The organism is Candidatus Symbiopectobacterium sp. NZEC151, from assembly GCF_025962655.1.
Taxonomy (GTDB): Bacteria; Pseudomonadota; Gammaproteobacteria; order Enterobacterales; family Enterobacteriaceae; genus Symbiopectobacterium.
In genome coordinates, this window is the sequence record NZ_JAGFPE010000001.1 from 697659 (window position 1) to 720306 (window position 22648).

General features: G+C 50.8%; 20 protein-coding genes and 3 pseudogenes. 12 read left to right on the forward strand and 11 right to left on the reverse strand.

Annotated features, from left to right (window positions below; genetic code table 11):
- Positions 1–801 precede the first annotated feature (801 nt).
- Positions 802–2442 (forward strand): DNA repair protein, encoded by a 1641-nt coding sequence (locus J5067_RS03210; protein ID WP_264627972.1) that lies wholly within the window; start codon positions 802–804, stop codon positions 2440–2442.
- Between the two features lie 95 nt (positions 2443–2537).
- On the opposite strand, the pseudogene J5067_RS03215 reads toward J5067_RS03210, so the two are convergent.
- The 3 genes and pseudogenes from J5067_RS03215 to J5067_RS03225 form a co-directional block, all read right to left on the reverse strand.
- Positions 2538–2669 (reverse strand): annotated as a pseudogene (locus J5067_RS03215) (Presumed portal vertex protein); the annotation flags it as partial.
- Between the two features lie 92 nt (positions 2670–2761).
- Positions 2762–2983 carry a helix-turn-helix transcriptional regulator gene (locus J5067_RS03220; protein ID WP_264650417.1) on the reverse strand — a complete coding sequence of 74 codons (222 nt, stop codon included), beginning with the start codon at positions 2981–2983 and terminating at the stop codon, positions 2762–2764.
- 18 nt (positions 2984–3001) lie between these two features.
- The gene (locus J5067_RS03225; protein WP_264650418.1) at positions 3002–4063 is read right to left on the reverse strand and encodes a hypothetical protein; all 1062 of its coding nucleotides are present in this window, start codon (positions 4061–4063) and stop codon (positions 3002–3004) included.
- A gap of 97 nt (positions 4064–4160) precedes the next feature.
- Between J5067_RS03225 and J5067_RS03230 the strand changes: the two are divergent.
- Both J5067_RS03230 and J5067_RS03235 read left to right on the forward strand, forming a co-directional pair.
- A pseudogene (locus J5067_RS03230) lies at positions 4161–4640 on the forward strand (phage baseplate assembly protein V); the annotation flags it as partial.
- 65 nt (positions 4641–4705) lie between these two features.
- A pseudogene (locus J5067_RS03235) lies at positions 4706–4831 on the forward strand (site-specific integrase); the annotation flags it as partial.
- A gap of 314 nt (positions 4832–5145) precedes the next feature.
- Here J5067_RS03235 and J5067_RS03240 read toward each other — a convergent pair.
- Entirely contained in the window at positions 5146–5490 is a 345-nt protein-coding gene (locus J5067_RS03240; RefSeq protein WP_264650419.1) for a YebY family protein, read from the reverse strand.
- 217 nt (positions 5491–5707) lie between these two features.
- On the opposite strand from J5067_RS03240, the gene J5067_RS03245 reads away from it, so the two are divergent.
- Complete coding sequence (locus tag J5067_RS03245; RefSeq protein WP_264650420.1) at positions 5708–6397, forward strand: DJ-1/PfpI family protein; 690 nt, start codon at positions 5708–5710, stop codon at positions 6395–6397.
- Positions 6398–6444: 47 nt separating this feature from the next.
- Here the strand turns inward: J5067_RS03245 and J5067_RS03250 are convergent, their stop codons facing one another.
- Complete coding sequence (locus J5067_RS03250; protein WP_222160882.1) at positions 6445–6618, reverse strand: hypothetical protein; 174 nt, start codon at positions 6616–6618, stop codon at positions 6445–6447.
- Positions 6619–6786: 168 nt separating this feature from the next.
- The gene (locus tag J5067_RS03255; RefSeq protein WP_264642377.1) at positions 6787–7122 is read right to left on the reverse strand and encodes a hypothetical protein; all 336 of its coding nucleotides are present in this window, start codon (positions 7120–7122) and stop codon (positions 6787–6789) included.
- A gap of 396 nt (positions 7123–7518) precedes the next feature.
- On the opposite strand from J5067_RS03255, the gene J5067_RS03260 reads away from it, so the two are divergent.
- Entirely contained in the window at positions 7519–8583 is a 1065-nt protein-coding gene (locus J5067_RS03260; RefSeq protein WP_264650421.1) for a malate/lactate/ureidoglycolate dehydrogenase, read from the forward strand.
- A 39-nt stretch (positions 8584–8622) separates the two neighbouring features.
- On the opposite strand, the gene J5067_RS03265 is transcribed toward J5067_RS03260, so the two are convergent.
- The 4 genes from J5067_RS03265 to yebS all read right to left on the reverse strand — a co-directional run bounded on the left by J5067_RS03265 (position 8623) and on the right by yebS (position 14364).
- A complete protein-coding gene (locus tag J5067_RS03265; protein ID WP_264642379.1) occupies positions 8623–8814 on the reverse strand; it encodes a YebW family protein in 192 nt (63 codons plus the stop codon).
- A 74-nt stretch (positions 8815–8888) separates the two neighbouring features.
- Positions 8889–10367: a 16S rRNA (cytosine(1407)-C(5))-methyltransferase RsmF gene (gene rsmF / locus J5067_RS03270; protein ID WP_264650422.1), complete on the reverse strand. Its 1479-nt coding sequence runs from the start codon at positions 10365–10367 to the stop codon at positions 8889–8891.
- Between the two features lie 108 nt (positions 10368–10475).
- Positions 10476–13103 (reverse strand): PqiB family protein, encoded by a 2628-nt coding sequence (locus tag J5067_RS03275; protein ID WP_264650423.1) that lies wholly within the window; start codon positions 13101–13103, stop codon positions 10476–10478.
- Positions 13051–14364 carry a membrane integrity lipid transport subunit YebS gene (yebS, locus tag J5067_RS03280; protein ID WP_264643705.1) on the reverse strand — a complete coding sequence of 438 codons (1314 nt, stop codon included), beginning with the start codon at positions 14362–14364 and terminating at the stop codon, positions 13051–13053. The genes J5067_RS03275 and yebS overlap by 53 nt, the downstream gene beginning before the upstream one ends.
- Positions 14365–14732: 368 nt before the next feature.
- On the opposite strand from yebS, the gene J5067_RS03285 reads away from it, so the two are divergent.
- From J5067_RS03285 to J5067_RS03315, 7 genes are all read left to right on the forward strand, one after another.
- Positions 14733–15239, forward strand: coding sequence for a GAF domain-containing protein (locus J5067_RS03285; RefSeq protein WP_264642382.1), 507 nt, complete (start codon positions 14733–14735; stop codon positions 15237–15239).
- A gap of 84 nt (positions 15240–15323) precedes the next feature.
- A complete protein-coding gene (proQ, locus tag J5067_RS03290; protein ID WP_264650424.1) occupies positions 15324–16025 on the forward strand; it encodes an RNA chaperone ProQ in 702 nt (233 codons plus the stop codon).
- 20 nt (positions 16026–16045) lie between these two features.
- Positions 16046–18097, forward strand: a complete 2052-nt coding sequence (gene prc, locus J5067_RS03295; RefSeq protein ID WP_264642384.1) for a carboxy terminal-processing peptidase — start codon at positions 16046–16048, stop codon at positions 18095–18097.
- A 261-nt stretch (positions 18098–18358) separates the two neighbouring features.
- Positions 18359–18607: a FeoA family protein gene (locus J5067_RS03300; RefSeq protein ID WP_264650425.1), complete on the forward strand. Its 249-nt coding sequence runs from the start codon at positions 18359–18361 to the stop codon at positions 18605–18607.
- A 60-nt stretch (positions 18608–18667) separates the two neighbouring features.
- A complete protein-coding gene (locus J5067_RS03305) occupies positions 18668–18895 on the forward strand; it encodes a FeoA family protein (RefSeq protein WP_264642386.1) in 228 nt (75 codons plus the stop codon).
- A gap of 79 nt (positions 18896–18974) precedes the next feature.
- Positions 18975–21296 (forward strand): Fe(2+) transporter permease subunit FeoB, encoded by a 2322-nt coding sequence (gene feoB, locus J5067_RS03310; protein WP_264650426.1) that lies wholly within the window; start codon positions 18975–18977, stop codon positions 21294–21296.
- Between the two features lie 30 nt (positions 21297–21326).
- Positions 21327–21548, forward strand: a complete 222-nt coding sequence (locus J5067_RS03315; protein WP_264642388.1) for a FeoC-like transcriptional regulator — start codon at positions 21327–21329, stop codon at positions 21546–21548.
- Between the two features lie 45 nt (positions 21549–21593).
- Here the strand turns inward: J5067_RS03315 and potD are convergent, their stop codons facing one another.
- Entirely contained in the window at positions 21594–22640 is a 1047-nt protein-coding gene (potD, locus tag J5067_RS03320) for a spermidine/putrescine ABC transporter substrate-binding protein PotD (protein ID WP_264650836.1), read from the reverse strand.
- Between the last annotated feature and the right edge of the window lie 8 nt (positions 22641–22648).

The following is a 22648-nucleotide window of genomic DNA, read 5'->3' on the forward strand; positions in this document are numbered from 1 at the left end:
CCATTCCTTCCCACATGTTCATGTGGTCCGACAATTAGCGACATAACTCTCTCCTATACGGATACGGGTAAACAAACCCATGTTTTATATGCGGGTACTTTCCGTTTTTTCAAGTTGCGTTTTTTAATTCCGTAAATTGGTATTTCAGCATTTTGAATGCGAAATTATTTGATATCTAATTATGAGCTAGATAATGAAATAGGAAAATTTGGATTTCTCTGCTCTGGTAGCAAACGGTGCATCTGAGTTGCTTAAACAAAACATTTGTAGCCCAATTGGCTGATTGGTCAACAGCATGGTGAATTGGCAATTCATTGGTACAGAAGCCCTTACCGGTAGATTGACTCCCATGTCATGTTTTAAGGTTCTGTATTTATCTACAGTGGTAGATAGAAGGGATACACCGTGGAAAGTGAGGAGCACCTACAGACAATTTTGTCTCTTGTTCAGTTCATTGCCGACATTTCGTTAATCGCTGATTTGACCCATGGCACAATACCCATCACAGAACCGCACGAGAGGCTTGAGGTGTCGAAATTACTGGAGTACCTTAAAAACTGTCTCGAAAAGAACATCTTGTAGCTATGCATGCATTGAGTGTATGGTTTTGCATGGTGATGCTGCTCTCATTTTTCTCTGAAGACGCCAGTATCGGCGCGAATCGCGCCGGATCATTCGAGTGCATGAAAAGCGACACATGAATTGGGTAGTTGAGGTGGGGATAGCATTGCGCGCTAGCCGAAATAAGCATCCTGCGAAGGTTGATTCCGTTTAAGTCATATATCAGCATGGGTTCTCGTGATGACTAAAAATCCAGTAAAAATTAAAAGAAACTTAAGTATTGGCGATCTTGATGCAGAAACAGATAACGACTTTCTTGATACCTGTTTTATTGATAAAGGATATCTTGATGATTTATTAGACGTAAAAAACCCATGTTCAATTATAGTCGGTCGCACTGGGGCCGGTAAAAGTTCATTATTATATAAAGTTAGCACCTCTATAGCTCATTACAAAAAAATAGATCCCAATGATATTTCAGTGAAATTTCTCGAGCACTCTGATATTATTCAATTCATGGATAACCTTGGCGTTAACTTAGACCTTTTTTATAAAATGCTTTGGCGGCATATCCTTATTATTGAATTGTTGCGCTTGCGTTATGATATTAGAAGTGAAGAGGATAATGAAAGTTTTTTTAGTGGATTAATTGATTGGGTTAGAAAAGATGAAATTAAGAAAAAGGCTATATCTTATTTTCGTGATTGGGGGGATAAATTTTGGCTTGATACGGATGAACATCTAAAAGAAATAACAAGAAAGCTAGAGGATGAAACGAAGGCGAATCTTGGTGCTAAATACTCTGGTTTAGACGTGTCATTGAGTGGTGTACAAAAACTTAGTGATGAACAAAAAACAGAGATAACTAAAAGAGCTAGTCAAGTTGTCAGCGGATTACAGATAAAACAACTTAATGAAATGTTGGAGATGCTGGCTGAGTATTCATTTAAAGATCCACAAAAGCATTATTATTTGCTTATAGACCAATTGGATGAGGATTGGGCTGATACGGATACTCGTTGCAAATTTATACGAGCATTAATTGAAGAGGTCAAAGGGTTTAGGAAAGTAAATAATATAAAAATCCTTGTGGCTTTAAGAAAAGATCTGATTGATATGGTCTTTGATAAGACCCGCGGTGCAGGTTTTCAGGAAGAAAAATATGAGTCGTATATATTGCAAATTCAGTGGTCTAAGTCTGAGTTGATAGATTTAGTCGAAAAAAGAGTAAGTGAAACATATAAGCGAACATATACTAAAGATGAAGTTACTATATCTGATATTTTTCCTGAGGCAAAAAAAAGCTCGCAAAAAATGACGCCTATGGAATACATATTAGAAAGAACACTTTATAGGCCTCGAGATGTACTTCAGTTTGTCAATGAAACTTTCCGACTTGCTGTTGATAAAGAGAAAATCACTTGGGGGCTAATTTACGAAGCCGAGAATTATTACTCAGAAAAAAGGCTTCGATCTTTGAAAGAAGAGTGGGGTGAAACATTCCCATCCTTTGATGATACTGTCGAAATAATTAGAGGTAGAGATGCAACGTTTGATTGCTCTGAGTTAAAAAATATTCAGTATGATGCTGTTATTACTAAATTGGCCATTCGGGATGATAATGATCCATGCTCGATTGTTTCCAAGAGGTTTCTAGAAACGCAAGGATCTAACGATAATGATATTATTAGCACAATATTGTCTTGCTTATATAAAGTTGGTGCTATAGGTATTAAACCAACTTCTAATAGTGGTTTTATTTGGTCGTTCAGAAATAAGAGTTCTATAACGACAGGGGAAGCAGAGAGAATTCTTCAGCTTAAAATACATAAAATGCTTCATAAAACATTAGATATCAGGCAGCATGAAATTAGAAGTTAATGTGTGTTGGATGGGCACAATTCTATGAGCTCATGCACTTTTATGAATTAACTTAATTTTTCATTTAAATGATAAAGTGTGGGTTTTATAATTTCTTAACCTGCCCAATTATTGTTCTCCTTCATTCTCTCTTGTAAGGGTTTTAATTCGATTCTCCCAAAAACTTGACTCGCTTTTTCCACATTCCCAAAACAACCGGTATTATTTCGTTTAATGCCCATCATTTTAAAAAAGCCCCACAGTGGCGTGGGGCTGATTCTTAGACCAATCGAATCTGCAATTCTTTTCCGACTGCGGCGGTGTATTTTTTCAATGTAGCTTAAGACGGCCCATTAGTGCCGGAGGCCAAGCCGCTTTCCAATCGTGTGATGGCCGTAGCTTTGGTGCCCATACGATCCGCGATCTGTGCCTGCGTCAGCCCTGCATTCTTGCAGGCTTGCAGCAATTCATTCAACAGAGAAAACTCATCCTCAAGGCTTTGATACTCGGCCTTGACGGGAGGATTAGCCAGCATCTTTTTGAACATTTCGTCGTGTGTCATGACGAGTACTCCTAATTATTATTTACCTCTAACACTTTCTATTAATTTTGCCAATTGTTCAATGCCATCGAATGTAGAGGGGATTTGATCGGCAGATGGCATAATATTTGAGAATATGATCGTTTCGAACTTGTCTAAAGATTCTTTGTCATTAACTTTCATTTCTTTCGCATAGTCTGTATATTTTTGAATAAATCGACAAAGTGTTTTTCTTAATTCTATTTGATTCACTTGGGATTTTACGGATTGGTAATTACTTAAAGATGTTTTGAAATAATAAATAAATATGAAGGTAAGCGTAAATGCTGGAACTAAAGTGAATAATGAGTAAATTGAATCAACTTTAACAAATCCCTTATACACTAAAAAAACATCCAAGCAAAGAGGGAATAAAGCCAGCACGCCCAAAGAAAGGGTAAACCAAAATGCGTTCTTGGATTCTTTATTTTTATTCCGTGATAATAAATCAAAGCCACTATATAATCCGACGAAATTGTAAGCATTCTCTTGCTCCTCAAGTTTTGTTTTTAACTCTGCAACTTTTGTTATATGTAAAGCGATTTTACTGTCCCATCCATTTATTAAAACTGACATTGACTTTTCAGCCTGTGCTGCTTTTATGAAGTGTTGAATATCATCGCTATTGAATTTAAATCTCATTAGTGAGAATGGCATTTCATTTAAAGTATAAAAAATTTGGCCTTGAGCCTCACTGCCAAACGCATCTCTGTTATTTAATGCAAAGTTCTTAATTACCAAAAGGTCATAATCAAGATCTCTATTCTGATAAAAATAAAGCTCCATTAAAAATCTAAATAATGTTGCAAAATAGCTATCTATATCCTCTTCACTTGTTTTTTCATCTGATAGTCTAATGCTAATGAAACGCCCAATATTGTTAATGTTAAATGGTGTCAATGAATCCCATTGTTGAGGGTTTTTTATCATGCTATTTATGATGGTTATGCAATGAGTGTTTCTTTCTCGCTGAAAATCCGTATTTTCTTCTAAGCTATGAATTTGCTTTGCATTTAATTTAAGAGTTTCATGCATTTCATTTGTATCGAAAAAAGGTGTCATTTTATAAGTTTACTCATTTAAAGTTGCTATTGTTGTTTCAAGAACGAAACAACACCAGAGCTTTGTATTAATAGCTTCAAGTATCCATCATGAAGCAATGAACACACAAGCCACCCTTACCGAAATCCAGAGCCTACTGCGCAACTTGATCCGTATCGGCGTCGTCACCCAGGCGAACACCGCCGAAACCTCTGTCGGGTATAAACCGGAGCACTGATTACTGATTGGCTGACCTGGTTGTTTCGTCGTGCCGGGCGTTCCCGAGACTGGCGGGCACCGTCAGTGGGCGAGCAAGTGTTACTGTTGAGCATCGGTGGAAAACTGGATACCGCCTTTGTGCTGCCCGGCATCTATTTGGACGACAACCCTGCACCATCGGCCTCTGCGGATGCGCTGCACATCAGTTTTCTCGGCGGTGCTGTGCTGTTGGTATTGGTGAAAGTCGATACGTGTATCACGCTGGATATGCCAGAAGTGGTTTGCACCAACAAGCTGGCGATGGGCTCGCTGGAAGTACAAAAAGGTGGGACGATTCATGGCACCATGGAGCATAGCGGCGGCGCGCTCTTCCAACGGTGTGCAGACTGATGATCACGATCATAGTGCCGTTGTGTTCCAAAGCGTACGCGACATTTTGATCGCACTTTTATCCGCATTACCATGCGCTACGCCCATTTTGCTCCCGACCACTTGGATGACGCGATCCACCTGAATCCGTTAGCTGAAGTCAGTGGCGACAAAATGGCGGCAGAGAGTGTAAAAGGGTGATATGGGGTAGAATAGGCTAGGGGATAAGTGGCTGATTTTAATATAAGTGATTGTATTTAAACTACTTCCAAAAAAAGACCGAATACGATTCCTGTATTCGGTCTAGGGAAATGGCTCTTGGGAGAGAGCCTTGCGCTAAAAGTTGGCATTTGTGCAAGCTGAATCAGCCTTGCACTTTAAAGCGTAGCCAACTTCTCACTGATTACCAGTGTTGCTGCGGAGTTCGTTTCATAACTGGAACAGCTTTTACACCCCTGGATAACGTAATATTATCCATGCATTAACATGTGGCTGAAATGTAGTCAGTTTTTAAATCACCTGGCGACACAAAGTTGTTCACCGCGTTCGATGAAAGGCTGTAAATCTTTCTTCTTGCCCGGTGCATCGGGGTCATCCAGCCAGATGACATCAATCGGTTGCGCATTCACCTGGCCATTTTTCATCTGGGCCTGTGCGGCCGCGTTAAGCGGATATTGCATCAGCGTTCCGGTATTTAACGCAAAAACAGCCTTACCAGAGCGGCAAATCAACTGGACCTCTTCACGAGTGAACGCCCAACGCTCGCCATATTGCTGACGGCTTAACGTCACCAACTGGGCGGCGGCAACGGCATCGGTGCCAAGCGTGGCAAGGGTAAGCGCTAAAATGATCTTTTTCATCGTGGTATCTCTGTGCTAAGCCGATAACGTGGCAAAATTACCTATCGTTAATCAGCGAGTTACATAAATGAATCTTAACGCGATCATAAGGGCTGCGCGCGGTGAAGTCGAGTCATGGATACCATCGGCATGGCTGTTCTCGTTGATATTCTGATTGAATCCCCGATAAAAACCTGCGCATGCTAAGCAATATCACCTAATCACAGAGGACGTTGTCATGGCTGATTCTCCTGTACTCTCCATAGGTTTTCTCCTTTTTCCCGGTGTAACCCAATTAGATTTGACTGGGCCTTACGAAGTATTGGTGCGTGCGCCGGGTGCTCAGGTGCACTTGATCTGGAAACAGATTGCGCCGGTGACCTCCGATCGCGGTCTGGCTATTTTGCCTACCGTCACCCTTGAGGAATGTCCGGCGTTAGATGTGATTTGTGTGCCGGGTGGGCCGGGACAGATTGATCTGATGGAAGATGATGAGGTGCTAAACTTTCTGCGTCAAAAAGCGAAGGAAGTAAAACTGGTTACCTCGGTCTGCACCGGATCGCTGGTGTTGGGGGCTGCGGGTTTACTCCAAGGCTATAAGGCAACCACCCACTGGGGCTCGCTCGATCAATTGGCGCTGCTGGGGGCTCAACCGGTTGAGGCGCGTGTCGTGCACGACGGCAACCGTATCAGTGGTGCTGGCGTGACCTCTGGGATCGATTTCGCACTAACCGTGGTGGCAGGGCTGTACGGCGAGGCGGTTGCGCAGGAGATTCAGTTACAACTGGAGTACGATCCCGCGCCGCCATTCAATTCGGGTTCTCCGCGATCGGCTGCGCCAGAGCTGCTTCAGGCGGTGCGTCTCAAGCAGGCCGCGTTTATTGAAAAACGCAGGCAAGCAACGCAACGCGCTGCGGAAAAATTATAGATCTTTCACCTCAGGGCGGCCAAGCGCCCTGAGGTTCATCCTATCAACTATCCGCGCCCACCGTGCCCGCCATAGCCGGGGCCGCCTCCACCGCCACCCGGACCCATCGGCCCTTGCATTGGGCCACCGCCGCCATGTCCGCCACCGGGACCTGGCCATATGCATCCGCTTAAGGATGTGGTGATGACAATCGCCATTAATACGCAGAGCATTTTTTTCATGATTCACCTCTCAGTAGACGGAGGGATTTTGCGTGGCGGTCATACAAAGCGGAATAGGGCTAAGGCGGATTTTCGATTTTTTAACGCTTGGTAAATATCTGGATACGTCTTACCAGACATTACAGAATTCTACGAGAAGAGGAGCGATGCCATCACCGCCGTTTGCGGTTATTGGCATTGGTAAATGGTGTACTCGTTTTTTTGCGGATCGATAATGCAGAATCGGTTACCGGAAAGGCGCTGTGCCAGATAGCCTTCTTTGGTGACAGCAGAAGGCACATAGCGTGAGCTGTCAGCCGAGTGTAACAGACCGCTTTCGATGCGTTGTTTGGACATCAACACGCTAAACGCCACGGTGTTATCGACAATCACGGCAGAAGTCATGCCAATCGGATGACCCGGCAGCGTTTTCACTTCACCCTGACAGTTCATGCCTTGTGGCGAGGAGCAACCCGCGGTAAGCAACAGCAGGAGCGATAGAGGTATTACAGCGCAGTAGTTCATGGCGATCCTTGAATGATCACGGCGTACTCTTTCTATTATAGCGCAGTCAGGCACGGGGCTGAGGGCGCGAATCGTGCTGCTAACACTAGACCATGGTTTTGATCTTGATTAACGCAATAGTGCGCCAGGCGCGATGAGGCATTTAATCCCTGCGCTTTCAGCGGTAGGATAATGAGGCAAACACAATAATCATCTATACCCGTCATACTTCAAGTTGCAGATGCGTTGGCTGCGTTCGCTCACCCGAATCACTTACTTGTGTAAGCTCATCGGGATTCACTCACTTGCCGCCTTCCTGCAACTCGAATTATTTAGGGTATATAACTCCCTCTTTTTCATGATATTAGAAAATCTGATATCTGAAGTCGGAAGGGAAATAATCAAGGAAATTGTCCTATGCTAATCTCCGAGCGTCAGCTTCGAGACGTTACGCGCCTTTTATTGCAAAAGGCAGGCTCACAGGCTGATGAGGCACGCTGTGTTTCCGATCATCTGGTGAATGCCAACCTCAAAGGTCATGATAGTCACGGTGTCGGAATGCTGCCGCACTATGTGGCGTTTATCGCTAAAGGCATCATGCATCCGAATACTCCGGTGCGTTTATTGCGTGACGGTGGCGCGGTATTGCAGTTTATCGGCGATCGCGGCTTTGGTCAGCGCACTGGCAAAGAAGCGATGGAGCAGGCGATTGCCAGAGCAAAAACCACCGGCGTGTGCCTGATGACGCTGGCCTCCACGTGCCACCTCGGGCGGATTGGTACCTACGGTGAAATGGCGGCAGAGTCGGGGATGGTGGCGATTCATTTTGTCAACGTGAACGATTTGGATCCGATTGTGGCACCCTGGTGCGGCCGTGAGGCGCGTTTTGGCACCAACCCCATCTGTATTGCCTTTCCCAAAAGTGAACATAACGCCCCGTTTGTGCTCGATTTTGCCACCAGCATTGTGGCGTTGGGGAAAACCCGTGTCGCCTATCTGGCTGGCAAGACGTTTGATGAAGAGGTGATGCTTGATAGTCAGGGCGTTTCTACCAACGATCCCAAAGTGATGTGGGAAGATGAAAAACAGGGCGCGCTGAAACCCATTGCACGCCATAAAGGCGGCGGGCTGGTGTTGGCGGCAGAGATGCTGGCGGGGCTGCTTTCCGGTGGCGGTACTATTCAGCCGGAAAACGAGCGCAAAGGGGCGATCATGAATAACATGACCACGATTATTATCGACCCGGCGGCGATGGTATCGATGGACTGGCTGCAAAAAGAGTATGATGCCATGCTGGATTACGTGCGCACCTGCCCGGCGGCGGATGCTGAACAGCCGGTGCTGATTGCCGGTGAACCGGAACGTATTGCTTACGCGCAGCGTCAGGCTAACGGGATAACGCTATCCGATCAGGAGTGGGCCAATATCGTTGCCGCAGGCGTGTCATTAGGGATGACGGAACAGGCGTTTGCTGTCATTTGATGCCCGTATCATGGCGCGTATGCCTGTTATGCATACGCGTCAAAACTCGGCGCGTTCATGGGCCGGGATCCAGTAACCGTCGATAAAATCCTCTATCGGAAAACATCCCCCCCGGCGTAAATGCTGCTCATCCATCGCACTCAGGCATTGTGCTTCGTTAAGATAGGCATCAACGACCAGATTTTCACAGCCTTGACCGAGATAACAGATAAAGACAACCAGTGCGTACATAGGCGTTTACCCTCCCAGACAGTGGCAGTAGCCCTAGCGAGAGTGTAGATGAAAATGAGGCACTGGGGGGGCAACTATCCCTGTTTAACGAGCTGGTTGCAGGCTCCATCACGCACCAGTTCGCGCGGAAGGTTGTTTTTTATACGGCTGCCGATGCGTTTGGTTAACCCGACAGGCGTGTGCTGATAGGTAAGCACCATTTCATCGCAGGTGGGGAGATCGTCTGGATAACTGTCGCGACCCTGATACCATTCACAAGTCAGTGCGTCGCTGAGTGCATAAGCGTGCGCTGCCTGCGTGTCCGCCAGCGCAACAATAGCCTCATGTTGCCAGCGAAAACCTTTGGCATAGCGTTCCGCCAGTTTGAGACCGATGCGTGAGAAGCGTATCTTGCCAAACAGCGCACTGAGTGCGGTGGGAAACAGCCAGATCTCATCATCCCGCTGCCAGAGCTGTTGATGCTCTGGGTCCCAGATCAGGCCTGCCTGATTGGCCGAAAGCGTCACCGCTTGTCTGTCTTTGCCGGTTAATGGCGTGAAGGGAAACTTACCCACGTTAAAACGCGGTGCGGGCAACGGGGCGATGGCCGCGGTTTTGCGCAACCGCGCGACAAAGAAGCCTTCACTGTCGTAAATTTGCGGGAATACGTGGAGATATCCCTCCTCAGTCAGCGCATCTTGCGCGCCGGGAAAGAGGTCACCCAAGGCGTCAATCGCGCAAGCTTCTGGGAACGCATCAAGCAGATGCTGACACACCTGCTGGTTTTCCTGTGCGTTGAGCGTACATGTTGAGTAAATCAGCACGCCGCCGGGCTTTAACGCATGAAACGCGCTGAGGATCAGTTCCTTTTGGGTCTGCGCCAGCTCCGTCGTACTTTCCGGTGACCAGTGGCGCATTGCATCAGGGTCTTTGCGCACCACCCCTTCGCCGGAACACGGGGCATCCAGCAGGATAGCGTCGAACGTTTCAGGCAGGGCAGCGCCAAACACCCGGCCATCGAAGTGCGTCAGTGCGGTATTGTGTACCCCGCAGCGATTGATGTTGGCATGCAGCACCTTGACCCGGCTGGCTGAGTATTCGTTAGCGACGATACCGCCGTTATTGCCCAGGTGTGCGGCAATTTGTGTGGTTTTCGAACCCGGCGCAGCGGCCACATCCAGCACCAATGGCGAGGGGGTTGCCTCATGGGATAATAAGGACGTTTCCTGCGCGTGAAACAATGCGCTTACCGGCAGCATTGAGCTGGATTCCTGCAAATAAAACAGTCCGCTCAAATGACCCACTGTGTTGCCCAATCGCAACTGCGTTTCATCAGGGCTGACCACCCAAAATCCTTCTTTACACCAAGGGATGGGCGCCAATTGCCAGCCCCAATCCGCCGCCAGTGCCAAAAAATCATCCACGCTAATCTTCAACGTGTTGACGCGCAGACTGCGCCTTAACGGGCGCTGGCAGGCAGCAATGAATGCATCAAGGGACAAGTGCGCGGGCATGATGTCTTGAATTGCCTCGAGAAACGCGGAGGGCAAAGAGGGAGAGAGGGGTTTCACCACGGTGGTAATGTCTCGTTACAATAGCAGAAAAATATGAATCAGATTCTGATAGTGTAACACGGCACATGGCTGCCGTCGCTTATCCGGCGACGGCAGGATTAACGCAGGCTATTCAGGAATGGCGGTGCCCCATTCGCGCCACTCTTTAGGTTCTTGCCCTAATAGCAGGAAATGCTTACCGGGCGTAGCAATCGGCGCTAAGGGGATAGCGGGTGGGGTGGCAAAGGCGATGCCGCCGCGAATAAATTGCTGGAAGGTGCCGGTTTTCAGCAAACCGCCGCCCAAGCCGAATTCCAGATTGTAGCCGGATGCCAGCCAGAATACCGAGTTGCTGCGCACCAGATGCTGGTGTCGCTTACTGATGCGCAGTGCCACCATCACCCTGTCGGACAGCGGCCCCAGCGACAGGCCAGTGACGGTTCCCACTTCAACGCCGCGAAACAGCACCGGCGTTCCCACCTGTAACGCACCGGCTTCCGGCGCATCCACCACGATATTCAGTCCATCCTGATAACGGGAATCGGAAATGGTAGCCTGTTGCAGCTCGAATTGACGCTGTTGCGCACCGTTGCCCGGCTCGACGTTAATGTAGGGCTGGAGCAAGGTTTCCAGATGATCGACACCGGCCGCTGAGATCTGTGGCGTCACCACCGAGAAGCGCGTACCCGCGCGGGCAAACGCGTTAACGTATTCAGGGTAGAGCACCGCTTGCGCCAATACATCGTTGCGCTGCTCTGCCAATTTAAGGGAATCCAACCGCCCGATCTCAATACCAAGGTAACGAATCGGCATACCCGCAGAGAGCGAACTGGCGTCATAGGTCCGCAGTTCAATACGGCTACCAATGGCGCGTGCAGCGGTTTCGGTGTTATACAGCAGTCGCTTTCCACCTTTGGTTTCAGGGGCACCTTCGAGGTTATCGAAGCTGATGGCACCTTTGATCGCCCGGTTAAGGGGCGCTGCCTGAACCGTTAGCCCTGAGGTGCTCAATTGCACGCGCGCACCGCCTTCGGCCCAGAACACGCTGCGTTCGGTCAGCAGTTTGCGATATTCCGGATGCAGGTAAACCTGGACTTCGAACGTTTCTGCACCGGGGCGAATACGCATGATTTCGCCGACCTGAAACTTGCGATACAACACGATCGAGCCTTCCTGGATGTCCGGCAGGCTCTCGGTGACCAGCGTTAAGGTTGGACTGGGCGTGTTGCCTTTGATGCCCTCCTGCGCATTATCCCGATCGCTGAACAGGGTATAGCGAGCCAGCGGCTCCCCGTGCGTGCCGGGTAACACCATCACGCCGCCGCTGAGCCACTCCTGTGGGCTGGCCCCGATCATTTGCACACCCTCCAGCCCCAGCTTGACGTTCAGCCGGCTGTTGATGATAAAGGTGCTGTCTTTGTGCAGCAGCGCGCGATATTCGGGTTCAATGGTGGCATCGAAGGTGACGCCCTTTTCGGTCAGCGTGCGCTGAATGATCTGTCCGATTTGTACGCCGTGCAGCAGCACGGGTTGGCCGACATCAATGCCATAGCTCTGTGCGGCAGATAACTGAACGGTGAGCGTATCGGGACGTAATGCCTGCGTGCCATCAATCAGCGGGAATGTCTGACGAGGCTCCCCGTCGCCGGGAATTAACGTCAGCGTTGGGCCGGTGAGCAGGCGAGAGAGGTTAAGATCGTTCAAGGTCAGACGTGGTTTGGTCAGCTCAATGCGCGTGCCTTCCCGCATCAGCGATACGACAGAGGGATCGATAATCAGCTGTCCGGTGACATTACCGTTGCTGGGATCCAGCACCAGTTTTTGCACACTGCCCACTTCCAGCCCCTGATACAGCAGCGGCGTCTGCCCGGCTTTCAGCGTATTGGCGGAAGGAAGCGTCAAGGTAATCGCCACCCCGCGCTGGCTTTGGGCCAGATTCGGGTAGAGTCGATAAGCTTGTTCCGCGCTGGCGTTATCGCTCTCATCCGGTGAATCAAAGGCGATGGCGCCATTGACCAGCGCCGCCAGACTTTGCATTTCCACTTTGGCACCGCCCGGGCTGATATCCGCCTTGATGCCGGACACATTCCAAAAACGGCTCTCTTTCTTGATTAAATGGGTAAAGCGGCGCTCAATCAGGACATCGACCGTCACGCCCTTATTATCGGGGGTTACAGTGTAGTCGTACACTTTCCCGACGGGGATTTTGCGGTAATACACCAGCGAGCCCGCGTTGAGCGACCCTAAGTCATCAGCATGAAGATGGACCAGCAACTCCCCGCTGTTAACCCGGTATTTCGGCTGGGTATCCAGCGCAGAAAAGTGCGCCTGCGGCTCGCCGGGACCGGGCATCATACCGATATAGTTACCGCCAACCAGAGCGTCAAGGCCGGAAACGCCAGCTAATGAGGCTTTGGGGGTTACCAGCCAGAACTGTGTCCCGCTGCGTAACGCCTCTTTCATGTCGCTTTTAATGCTGGCTTCCACCTGGATGGTGCGCAGGTCTTCGCTCAGCGAGATGTTTTGTACCGTCCCGATTTCAACCCCTTGATAACGAACGGGGGTTCTGCCAGCCACGATGCCGTCAGCAGAGATAAAATCAATGGTGACAGTGGTGCCGCGCTCTTGCTGGTTGGTGTAGAGCAACCAACCGGCAATCAGCAGCGCAATAAAGGGCAGCAGCCAGAACGGCGATATACGACGCTTATGCTTGATCGCGGTTCGCGTTGGCTCGGGTGTTGCTGAATCGTGTTCCATGGGTATCCCACATTAATCGGCTATCCAGCCATTCCGCAGCGAGAATGGTCAAAATAACGGCCGCACCAAAATAAAAGGCCGCTGGGCCTAAGGTAAAAGCCAACAGTTGGTCGCGGTTGACCAGCGACATCATTAAGGCGATGACGAACAGATCCAGCATTGACCAGCGGCCAATCCAGATCATGGCACGTAACAGGCGCATGCGCGTCATGATAGCGCGTTGTGTGCGCAGATGTATGCTCAACAGCAAGAGGCTAAGCACAATAACCTTGGTGAACGGCACCAGTATACTGGCGACAAAAACCACCGTTGCGACGGGAACATTGCCGTTTGCCAGTGAGATAATGCCCGACAGGATAGTGTCCTCTTTGCGCGCGCCATTGACGTAGAGAATCGAGATGGGCAGCAGGTTGGCGGGCACCAGAAGTACGATGGCGCTGATCAATGCCGCCCAGGCTTTTTGCAGGCTGTGGCGTCGGCGGGCTCGCAACGGGGTATGACAACGCGGGCAGCGACCCCGTGCGTCCGGCGCGCTGGTAAAATGGCAGGCCAGACACAGGCGATAACGTTCCGGGTTGATCACCGGATGCAGCCGTGGATAGAAACGCAGCCAGAGCTGATCCGGGTTAAGGTGAATCAGCGTTAATAAACTCAGCAGGGTCAGGGTTAAATAGGCCACCATACCGTGGCCTAACTGAATGTCGGAAAACTCGCGGATCTTGATGGCAGCAACGGCCAGCCCGACCAGATAAATGTCCAGCATCATCCAGGCTTTCAATTTTTCCAGTAACAGCAGAATAGGCCGCAGATTCATGCCAATGCGTGGGGCAAAAAACAGATAAAGCAGTGAAACCATTAGCGTAACGGGCACGCCGACAGTACAGAACGCCACCATACTGGCGGTAACCGGGTGTCCTTGCTTGGTCATCTGCCAGATGCCTTCAAACAGGCTGGCATTGATCGCCACCCCCAGCAGTCGGATATCGAGCAGGGGAGCCGTATAGGCAAAAGGCATGAGTAGCAGCATCGCCGTGGCCATCGCGGCCAGTCGTGTCATCGACCAATCACGCCCGGAACCGACGCGGGTCGCACATTGCGGGCAAGTGGCATATTCCCCTTTGTTCATTGCCGGAAGCAGGAACAGCATGTCGCAGCCATGGCAGCGGTGATAGCGTCCATAGGCAACGACAGCGCGTGCCTGGGTGACGGGCGGGCGCGGAGCGCTATGCGTGGCAGAACCCACTATGCTGTATATTCTCATTACGCCGGATTGCACTGTGAAGGTCGTCAGCATCATAGCCTACTTCCGAGCGCGCACGGTAATTGAATCTGTGTGCCTGGTTTCAGGAAAATGGGATGTCAGGTCGGAGGGAATGAAATGTGCGCAATACGCTGACGAAGCCAAGGTTGTTGTGGCATGCTGTGCTGTGTGTCTCAATTCATCCTGTCACGTTTATGTGAATAAAAACGCAAAAGCGTATATCCTTCTTCTCTTGGGGGAGACGTTGCCAATGTTGTCAGGCAGGGTGATTGAAATCATGGGATGATGCCTCCTTGCTATCGATGCGCTTCGCGTCAATAAGCTAGGGGCGACGGACTCAGATATTTGGAACAACTGAATTATTATTTATGAACAAACCATCATTTTATAGGGATCTTGTCAGCGATCTTACCGCTCTGATTACGGGTGAACGCCGCTTTATCACTATTTTGGCCAATAGCAGTGCGCTTCTGTTTGAGCGCCTGGAAGGCGTTAATTGGGCGGGTTTTTATCTTCTGGATGATGACACGCTGTTTCTCGGTCCCTTCCAAGGGCGAGTGGCCTGCGTGCGCATTCCTGCGGGCAAAGGCGTTTGTGGGCGCGCGATAGCGGAGAACCAAATTCAACGTGTCGATGATGTGCATGCATTTCCTGGTCACATCGCCTGCGATGCCGCCAGTAATGCCGAGATCGTGTTGCCGCTTTCGGTGAACGGGCAACTGATTGGCGTGCTGGATATCGATAGCACGTCCTATGCGCGTTTTGACGCGGAAGACGAAGAAGGTCTTAACGCGCTGGTCGCCGTGCTCTGCGCACAATTGCAACAGAGCGATGTGCTGATTTTTATCAATTCTCTCACGCAGAGAGAAGGATAACGTAGCAATTGCTGATGGCGTCATTATAATGTCGCCTGTTCATGCCTGCGCTGGTTGGCAAACCCGTTGTAATCAGGAAATTTCATGGAAAATCAACCTAAGTTGAACAGTAGTAAAGATGTCATTGCCTTTTTGGCAGAACGGTTTCCGCTTTGTTTCACCACTGAAGGTGACACGCGGCCTTTGAAAATCGGTATTTTTCAGGATCTTGTCACTCGTGTGTCAGAGACTGACAGTGTGAGTAAAACGCAATTGCGCTCTGCGTTGCGCCTCTATACCTCCAGTTGGCGTTACCTGTACGGCATCAAGCTGGGTGCGCAACGTGTGGATCTGGATGGCAATCCGTGCGGTGAACTGGAACAGCAGCATGTCGATCACGCTCGCAAGCAGTTGGAAGAAGCGAAAGCGCGCGTTCAGGCGCAGCGAGCTGAACAGCAGGCGAAACGTCGCGCAGCGGGTGAAACCACCGATCAACCTGCGCGTCAGCGTAAACCGGCCCCGCGCCGTGAGCGCCCCGCAGCCGACAGCGCTCCGCGTCAACCTCGAACCTCTGCGCCGCGTACTTCTGCACCTCGTCCGCCTAAAGCGGCTACCGAGCGTGCGCCGCAACCGCAGCGTGTTAACGTGACGGATATTACTGCCCTGAAAATTGGTCAAGAGATCAAAGTCAGAGCGGGTAAAGACGCCATGGATGCTACGGTGCTTGAGATTGCCAAAGGTGAAGTTCGGGTTCAACTGGCTTCCGGTCTGGCGATGATTGTGCGCGCAGAACACTTGCAGTTCTGATACGGAGGGCCAACCAGGGCATGAACACATTAATCCGAATGACGGTGCTTGTCGCCGCATTGCTCGCAGGCGCGAGCGTGGCCAAAGAAGCACCCGTTTCGCGCAGTGAAGCGATTGCGCGCAGTGAGATGATCACGCGTGCAGATCAGATCCCACAACTGCACCAGGAACTTCAGCATGCCACCGAGAGCGATCGCATCACACTGCGTTTCTTACGCTCTCACTACCGGCAGATAGCGCTCGATGAGCAATTTTCCGAGAAAATTTTCAACCGCTATCTCAATATGCTGGACTACAGCCATAACGTGCTGTTGGCCTCCGATATCGCCGAATTTGCCAATCAAAAAGGGCAGTTGGGCGAAGATCTGAAAGGCGGCAAACTGGACGTGCCCTATGCGCTCTACAATCTGGCGCAAAAACGCCGTTTCGAGCGCTTGCAATATGCCCTGTCCGTATTAGAAAAACCCATTGATCTCACCGGAACAGACACCATCGAGCTGGATCGCAGCAAATCGCCGTGGCCGCAAAATGTTGGTGAGCTGAACCGCCTGTGGGATGCCAAAGTAAAATTTGACTGGCTGACGTTAAAACTCACCGGTAAAGACGACAAAGAGATCAAGGAGACGCTCACCAAGCGTTATCAGTTTGCCATTCGTCGTTTGGCGCAGAGCAACAGTGAAGACGTTTTCCAACTGGTGATGAATGCGTTTGCGCGAGAAATGGATCCCCACACCAGCTATTTATCGCCGCGCAATACGGAGCAGTTCAACACCGACATGAGCCTTTCTCTGGAAGGCATTGGCGCGGTGTTGCAGATGGATGACGATTACACGGTCATCAACTCCATGGTGGCGGGCGGCCCGGCGGCAAAAAGTAAAAGCATCACCGTTGGCGATCGCATTGTCGGCGTTGGGCAAAACGGCAAACCGATGGTGGAAGTGATCGGCTGGCGGCTTGATGACGTGGTGGCGTTGATTAAAGGCCCCAAAGGCAGCAAGGTGCGGCTTGAAATCTTGCCCGGTGGCAAAGGCACTAAAACCAAAACCGTTACCTTGACCCGTGAGCGTATCCGTTTGGAAGATCGCGCGGTGAAAATGTCGGTCAAAACCGTGGGCAAAGAGACCATCGGTGTGCTGGACATTCCCAGTTTTTACGTTGGCTTGACGGATGACGTCAAAGTGCAACTGCAAAAGCTGGAAAAACAGAATGTGAGCAGCATTGTCATCGACCTGCGTGGCAACGGCGGCGGTGCGCTGACCGAAGCGGTAGGGCTTTCCGGTCTGTTCATTCCCAGCGGCCCGGTGGTGCAAATTCGTGACAACAATGGCAAGGTGCGCGAAGACAGTGACACCGATGGCGTGGTCTACTACAAAGGCCCACTGGTGGTGCTGGTTGACCGTTTCAGTGCGTCGGCCTCAGAGATTTTCGCCGCTGCCATGCAAGATTATGGCCGTGCGTTGATTGTGGGTGAGCCGACCTTCGGTAAAGGCACGGTGCAACAGTATCGCTCTTTGAACCGTATCTACGATCAGATGCTGCATCCGGCGTGGCCGGGATTAGGCTCCGTCTCCTACACCATTCAGAAGTTCTACCGTATTGATGGCGGCAGCACGCAGTTGCGCGGTGTTACGCCGGATATCTTGATGCCAACCGGCACTGAAGCGGTTGAAACCGGTGAGAAATTTGAAGACAACGCCCTGGTCTGGGACAGCATCAATGCGGCACGCTACGGCAAACTGGGGGATCTGAAACCCTACATTGGCGCACTGAGTGAGCAGCACCAGTCACGTGTTGCCAAAGATCCTGAGTTCCAATATATCATTCAGGATGTTGCCCGTTACAACGCCAACAAAGAGAAACGTAATATCGTTTCCCTTAATTACGCGCAGCGTGAAAAAGAGAACAACGACGATGAAGCATTACGCCTGAATCGTCTTAACGAACGCTTCAAACGCGAAGGTAAAAAGCCGCTGAAATCCCTGGATGATTTACCCAAGGATTATCAGGCTCCGGATGCCTATCTGGAAGAAACGGTGCATATCGCCAGCGATCTGTCGCACAGCGTGAAGTAATCTCATCTCACGCAGTAAAGCCCCCTGTCAGCCTTGCGGTTGACAGGGGGCTTTTTTTTGGCGTTTCCTGAGACTTTTATCCGCCACGGCAGAGGGAATGAGCGATATTTAATTTTTGTTTGATATGTATCAAGTAGACTTATACCCGTGCATTTATTATTGATAATCGTTATTACTTTTGTTTGTTTTCTGAGCATTTACAGCAATTATACCGCGTGAATTCACTCACGGGTTCAGCGGTTTCTCTTTAAGAGCCCAACTATGACGCCAGGTCTACACACTCTTCTTGATATTCCCCTCAATGTCAGCGCCGTGGTTGCGCGAATTCGTCTCAGCGGTGAGTACCACCAACGTTTAATGGAGTTAGGTATTCGTGTCGGAGGCGAAATTCGGGTTATTCAGCGCGAAGTAAACCAGCCGTTGATGCTGGCTGCGGGCGACGGTCGTATCGCGATTAATTGGGATATGGGCAAGCAGATTTGGGTGGCACCGCAGGTTACACAAGGTTGATGCCCTCGGGTAGCAACAGAGCGGCGTAACGAGGCGGCAATTCAGCGAGGAGGAGTATTCATGGCAGAGGCCGTATTTCCGGTAGGCAGTTCCTGGCGTGTGCAAGGTTATCAAAAAGGATCGGCGGATTACCGCAAGCGCTTGCTGGCATTAGGGGTTACGCCGGGCGTGACCTTCACCGTCACCCGGGTAGCACCGTTGGGTGACCCTATCGAATTGCGTTTGCGCGGTGCTGCTATCAGCGTGCGCAAGAGTGAAGCACAGATATTGATCCTGGAACCCTGTTGATTTTCAGGATCTGGATTTGCCAGGCAGGCTTGCAAGGCATGCCTGCCTGATAAAAAGCCCGTTCGAGTAAGGAACTGTTATGGTCGCACATCCCGTCATTGGTGTTGTTGGCAACCCCAATTGTGGCAAAACCACCCTGTTCAACCTGTTGACAGGGGGGAAACAAACGGTGGGGAATTGGCCCGGTGTCACCGTCGAGAAAAAGGTCGGTCAGTTCCTCTACAAAGGTCAACGCTTCACGCTGGTCGATCTTCCCGGCGTTTACTCGCTCAATCCAGCCTCGGAAAGCGCTGAAGATGAGCGCGTCGCGCGTGATTATATCCTCTCCGGCGAAGCGCACTTGGTGCTGAACATTCTTGATGCGGCCAACCTTGAGCGCAACCTGTATCTGACGGCACAGTTGCTGGACATGAACGTGCCCATGATCGTTGCGGTCAACATGATGGACATCGCCTCTTCGCGCAAGCTGGAGATCGATATCGCCGCTCTGCAAAATCGGCTCGGTTGCCCGGTTATACCTATTACTGCCAGCCAAAACAAAGGTATGGATGTGCTGCGGCAGGTCTGCCTGTCCGCGCTGGCGGACATTCGCTCGCCCAACGTTGAGGTGCCTTACGATGCGCCGCTGAAAAACGCTGCGGTGCAAATGGCGTTGCGTTTGACGGATATTCCAAGCGTGACGCATCCGTATTGGTTGGCGCTGCAATTGCTGGAAGGGGATACCACGGTGCGTTCGCGTTTGCCGGCACCGCTGCTGGCAGAGATGGATGCTCAGGTCGCTATACTGACAGAAACCTATGACGATGAACTGGATATCTTCCTTGCCGATGGGCGTTATCAGTTTGTCTCCTCCATCGCCAATCAGGCGGTGATTCGCCGCAGCAATGTCTCCGCGACGCTCACCGATAAAATTGACCGTGTGGTGCTGCATCGCTTTTTCGGTATTCCGATCTTCCTGCTGGTGATGTACCTGATGTTTATCTTCACCATCAAGGTGGGGAGTGCATTTATCGACTTTTTCGATCAGTTTGTTGGCGCACTGCTGGTGGATGGACTAGGAACGCTGCTGCGCGCTATCAACACGCCAGAGTGGCTGGCGACGCTGGTGGCCGATGGCATTGGCGGGGGGATTCAAACGGTCTCTACGTTTATTCCGGTGATTGGCTGCCTCTATCTGTTCCTCTCCTATCTGGAAGACTCCGGGTATATGGCGCGGGCGGCGTTTGTTATGGACCGCTTCATGCGCAGCATTGGGTTACCGGGTAAAGCCTTCGTGCCCTTGATTGTCGGCTTTGGCTGCAATGTGCCTGCCGTCATGGCCACGCGCACCATGGAAAAGCACAGCGATCGCATTGTCACGGTAATGATGGCGCCCTTTATGTCGTGTGGCGCGCGCTTGCCCGTCTATGTGCTGTTTGCCACGGCATTGTTCACCAGCGGTGGGCAAAATCTGGTATTCGGACTCTATTTGGTGGGTATTTTTGCCGCTATCGCCACCGGCTTTATGCTGAAAAATACCGCGTTACAGGGCGATGCCTCTGCGTTCGTCATGGAGATCCCACCGTACCATTTACCGGGGCTGCGCAGCGTGCTGATTCGTACCTGGGATCGACTCAAGGGGTTTATTCTGCGTGCAGGCAAGCTGATTGTCGTAGTGGTAACCGTGCTCAGCTTTTTCAACTCCATGGGCACCGATGGTTCGTTTGGCAATCAGGACAGTGATAAATCGGTGCTTTCTTCCATCGGGCAGAAAATTGTTCCGGTATTCGCCCCGATGGGGATAAAAGCGGAAAACTGGCCTGCCGCTGTCGGTGTTTTCACCGGCATCTTTGCCAAAGAAGCGGTGGTGGGCACGCTGGATTCACTGTATGGCGCGATGGCTGACAGCCAGTCCGGCGAGCCGGAAGAAGACGCAGCGTTTAATCTGGGCGACAGCGTGGTTGCCGCGCTGGCTACCATTCCGGAGAATTTTGCCAAACTCGGTGGCGAGCTTCTCGATCCGCTGGGCATCAACGTTGGCGATTTGAGCGATACCGCCACCGTGGCAGAACAGAACGAATTTTCCGTCTCATCGCTGGATATCATTGTGCACCTGTTCGATGGGCGCTTAGGCGCAGTGGCCTACTTACTGATGGTTTTGCTGTATGTGCCCTGCGTCGCGGCATTGTCGGCCATCTGGCGCGAAGTGGGCACGGCATGGGCCCTGTTCTGTTTCGTGTGGACTATCGAGTTGGGCTATGGCGCAGCGGTACTGGTGTATCAGGTGGGTCGGTTTGCTAACCATCCCCTTTATTCTGCCTCTGCTATCGCGGTGGTGCTGGCCGTGTGGGCGCTTACCGTGTTTTTCCTGCGCCGCAACGGCAATTTGAGGCAGCAATCTGCGGTGGTGCGAGCAGCGTAAACCCATGGCCGTGCGGGTCAGGAGGATGAAATGACACTGATTGAACTGCGCAATTTCGTTAAGCAAAGGCAACGCGTTTCGTTGCAAGAGATCAGCCAACGCTTCCACGTTGAAACGGGGGTGGTTGAAGGCATGATTGCTATCTGGGTCCAGAAGGGAAAGATCAGCAGCCACGAGAACGCCAGTGGTGGCTGTAGCGGATGCTGCTCCTGCGAGAAAGGGCTGCGGCTTTACTACGAATGGGTAGGGTAACCCTTGATAAAAGGCTAGCCGCACGGTGCGGCTAGCCTTTGCGCATTAACGGCCGGCTTTCAGCTGTTGGAAATAGTTTTCATACAGCGTGCTGGCGCTGCCCACGTCGTTTTGCCATTCCCCTTTCTGAATCGTCTCTTCATCAGGGTAGAGCGTCTTGTCACTTGCCACTTCGGCGGGCAGTAATTTCTTCGCGGCCAGATTGGGTGTCGGGTAGCCGATGGTTTCGGCAACCTTTGCCGCCACTTCCGGGCGTAACAAGAAGTTGATGAGCTTCATAGCGCCCTCTTTATTCTTGGCATTGGCCGGGATCGCCAAACTGTCCATCCAGAAGATTCCACCCTCTTTCGGCCAGATAACGTCGAGCGGTGTACCCGCCTGACGGGCTACGTAAGCAGAGCCGTTCCAGACCATACCCAGATTGACTTCGCCTTCGATAAACGGGTTACCGGGGTTATCTGAGTTAAAGGTCAGCACGTTCGGCATCAGTTTCTTTAATTCGCTGTAGGCGGCTTCGATCTCTTTCGGATCGGTGGTATTGGCTGAGTAACCCAATTTACGCAGCGCAATCTGGAACACTTCACGGGCATCGTCGGTCAGTAACAGGCTGCCTTTATACTTCGCATCCCAAAAATCACTCCAGCCGGTTACCGTTGCCGGATCGATGACATCACGGTTGATGCCAATGGCGGTAGCGCCCCAAATGTAAGGAATGGAATATTCGTTGTTCGGATCGAAAGATTTATGCAGCAGGTTAGGGTCGAGATTGTGAAAATTGCTCAGTTTGCTGGTATCAATCTTTTGCAGCATCCCTTCTTTGCTCATCTTGGACACGAAATAGGTCGAAGGCACTACCAGGTCATAAGCGCCATCCTGATAGGTCTTCAGCTTGGCATACATGCTTTCGTTGGATTCGTAGGTGGAGTAAATCACCTTGATGCCGGTTTCTTTGGTGAACTGTTCCAGCAAACCGGGCGGCACGTATTCTGTCCAGTTGTAGAAATAGAGCGTCTTGTTATCCTTCGCATTGGCGGCATTCAGGCTGAGTGCCATGGCGCACGCGGCCAGCAGGTAGGGCAATTTTTTCACAATAAACCTCC

Bases quoted from the DNA above. Each gene is read 5' to 3' on its own strand.
- J5067_RS03210 (WP_264627972.1), top strand. From the start codon at position 802: ATGACTAAAAATCCAGTAAAAATTAAAAGAAACTTAAGTATTGGCGAT.
- J5067_RS03220 (WP_264650417.1), bottom strand. From the start codon at position 2,983: ATGACACACGACGAAATGTTCAAAAAGATGCTGGCTAATCCTCCCGTC.
- J5067_RS03225 (WP_264650418.1), bottom strand. From the start codon at position 4,063: ATGACACCTTTTTTCGATACAAATGAAATGCATGAAACTCTTAAATTA.
- J5067_RS03240 (WP_264650419.1), bottom strand. From the start codon at position 5,490: ATGAAAAAGATCATTTTAGCGCTTACCCTTGCCACGCTTGGCACCGAT.
- J5067_RS03245 (WP_264650420.1), top strand. From the start codon at position 5,708: ATGGCTGATTCTCCTGTACTCTCCATAGGTTTTCTCCTTTTTCCCGGT.
- J5067_RS03250 (WP_222160882.1), bottom strand. From the start codon at position 6,618: ATGAAAAAAATGCTCTGCGTATTAATGGCGATTGTCATCACCACATCC.
- J5067_RS03255 (WP_264642377.1), bottom strand. From the start codon at position 7,122: ATGAACTACTGCGCTGTAATACCTCTATCGCTCCTGCTGTTGCTTACC.
- J5067_RS03260 (WP_264650421.1), top strand. From the start codon at position 7,519: ATGCTAATCTCCGAGCGTCAGCTTCGAGACGTTACGCGCCTTTTATTG.
- J5067_RS03265 (WP_264642379.1), bottom strand. From the start codon at position 8,814: ATGTACGCACTGGTTGTCTTTATCTGTTATCTCGGTCAAGGCTGTGAA.
- J5067_RS03275 (WP_264650423.1), bottom strand. From the start codon at position 13,103: ATGGAACACGATTCAGCAACACCCGAGCCAACGCGAACCGCGATCAAG.
- yebS (WP_264643705.1), bottom strand. From the start codon at position 14,364: ATGAGAATATACAGCATAGTGGGTTCTGCCACGCATAGCGCTCCGCGC.
- J5067_RS03285 (WP_264642382.1), top strand. From the start codon at position 14,733: ATGAACAAACCATCATTTTATAGGGATCTTGTCAGCGATCTTACCGCT.
- proQ (WP_264650424.1), top strand. From the start codon at position 15,324: ATGGAAAATCAACCTAAGTTGAACAGTAGTAAAGATGTCATTGCCTTT.
- prc (WP_264642384.1), top strand. From the start codon at position 16,046: ATGAACACATTAATCCGAATGACGGTGCTTGTCGCCGCATTGCTCGCA.
- J5067_RS03300 (WP_264650425.1), top strand. From the start codon at position 18,359: ATGACGCCAGGTCTACACACTCTTCTTGATATTCCCCTCAATGTCAGC.
- J5067_RS03305 (WP_264642386.1), top strand. From the start codon at position 18,668: ATGGCAGAGGCCGTATTTCCGGTAGGCAGTTCCTGGCGTGTGCAAGGT.
- feoB (WP_264650426.1), top strand. From the start codon at position 18,975: ATGGTCGCACATCCCGTCATTGGTGTTGTTGGCAACCCCAATTGTGGC.
- J5067_RS03315 (WP_264642388.1), top strand. From the start codon at position 21,327: ATGACACTGATTGAACTGCGCAATTTCGTTAAGCAAAGGCAACGCGTT.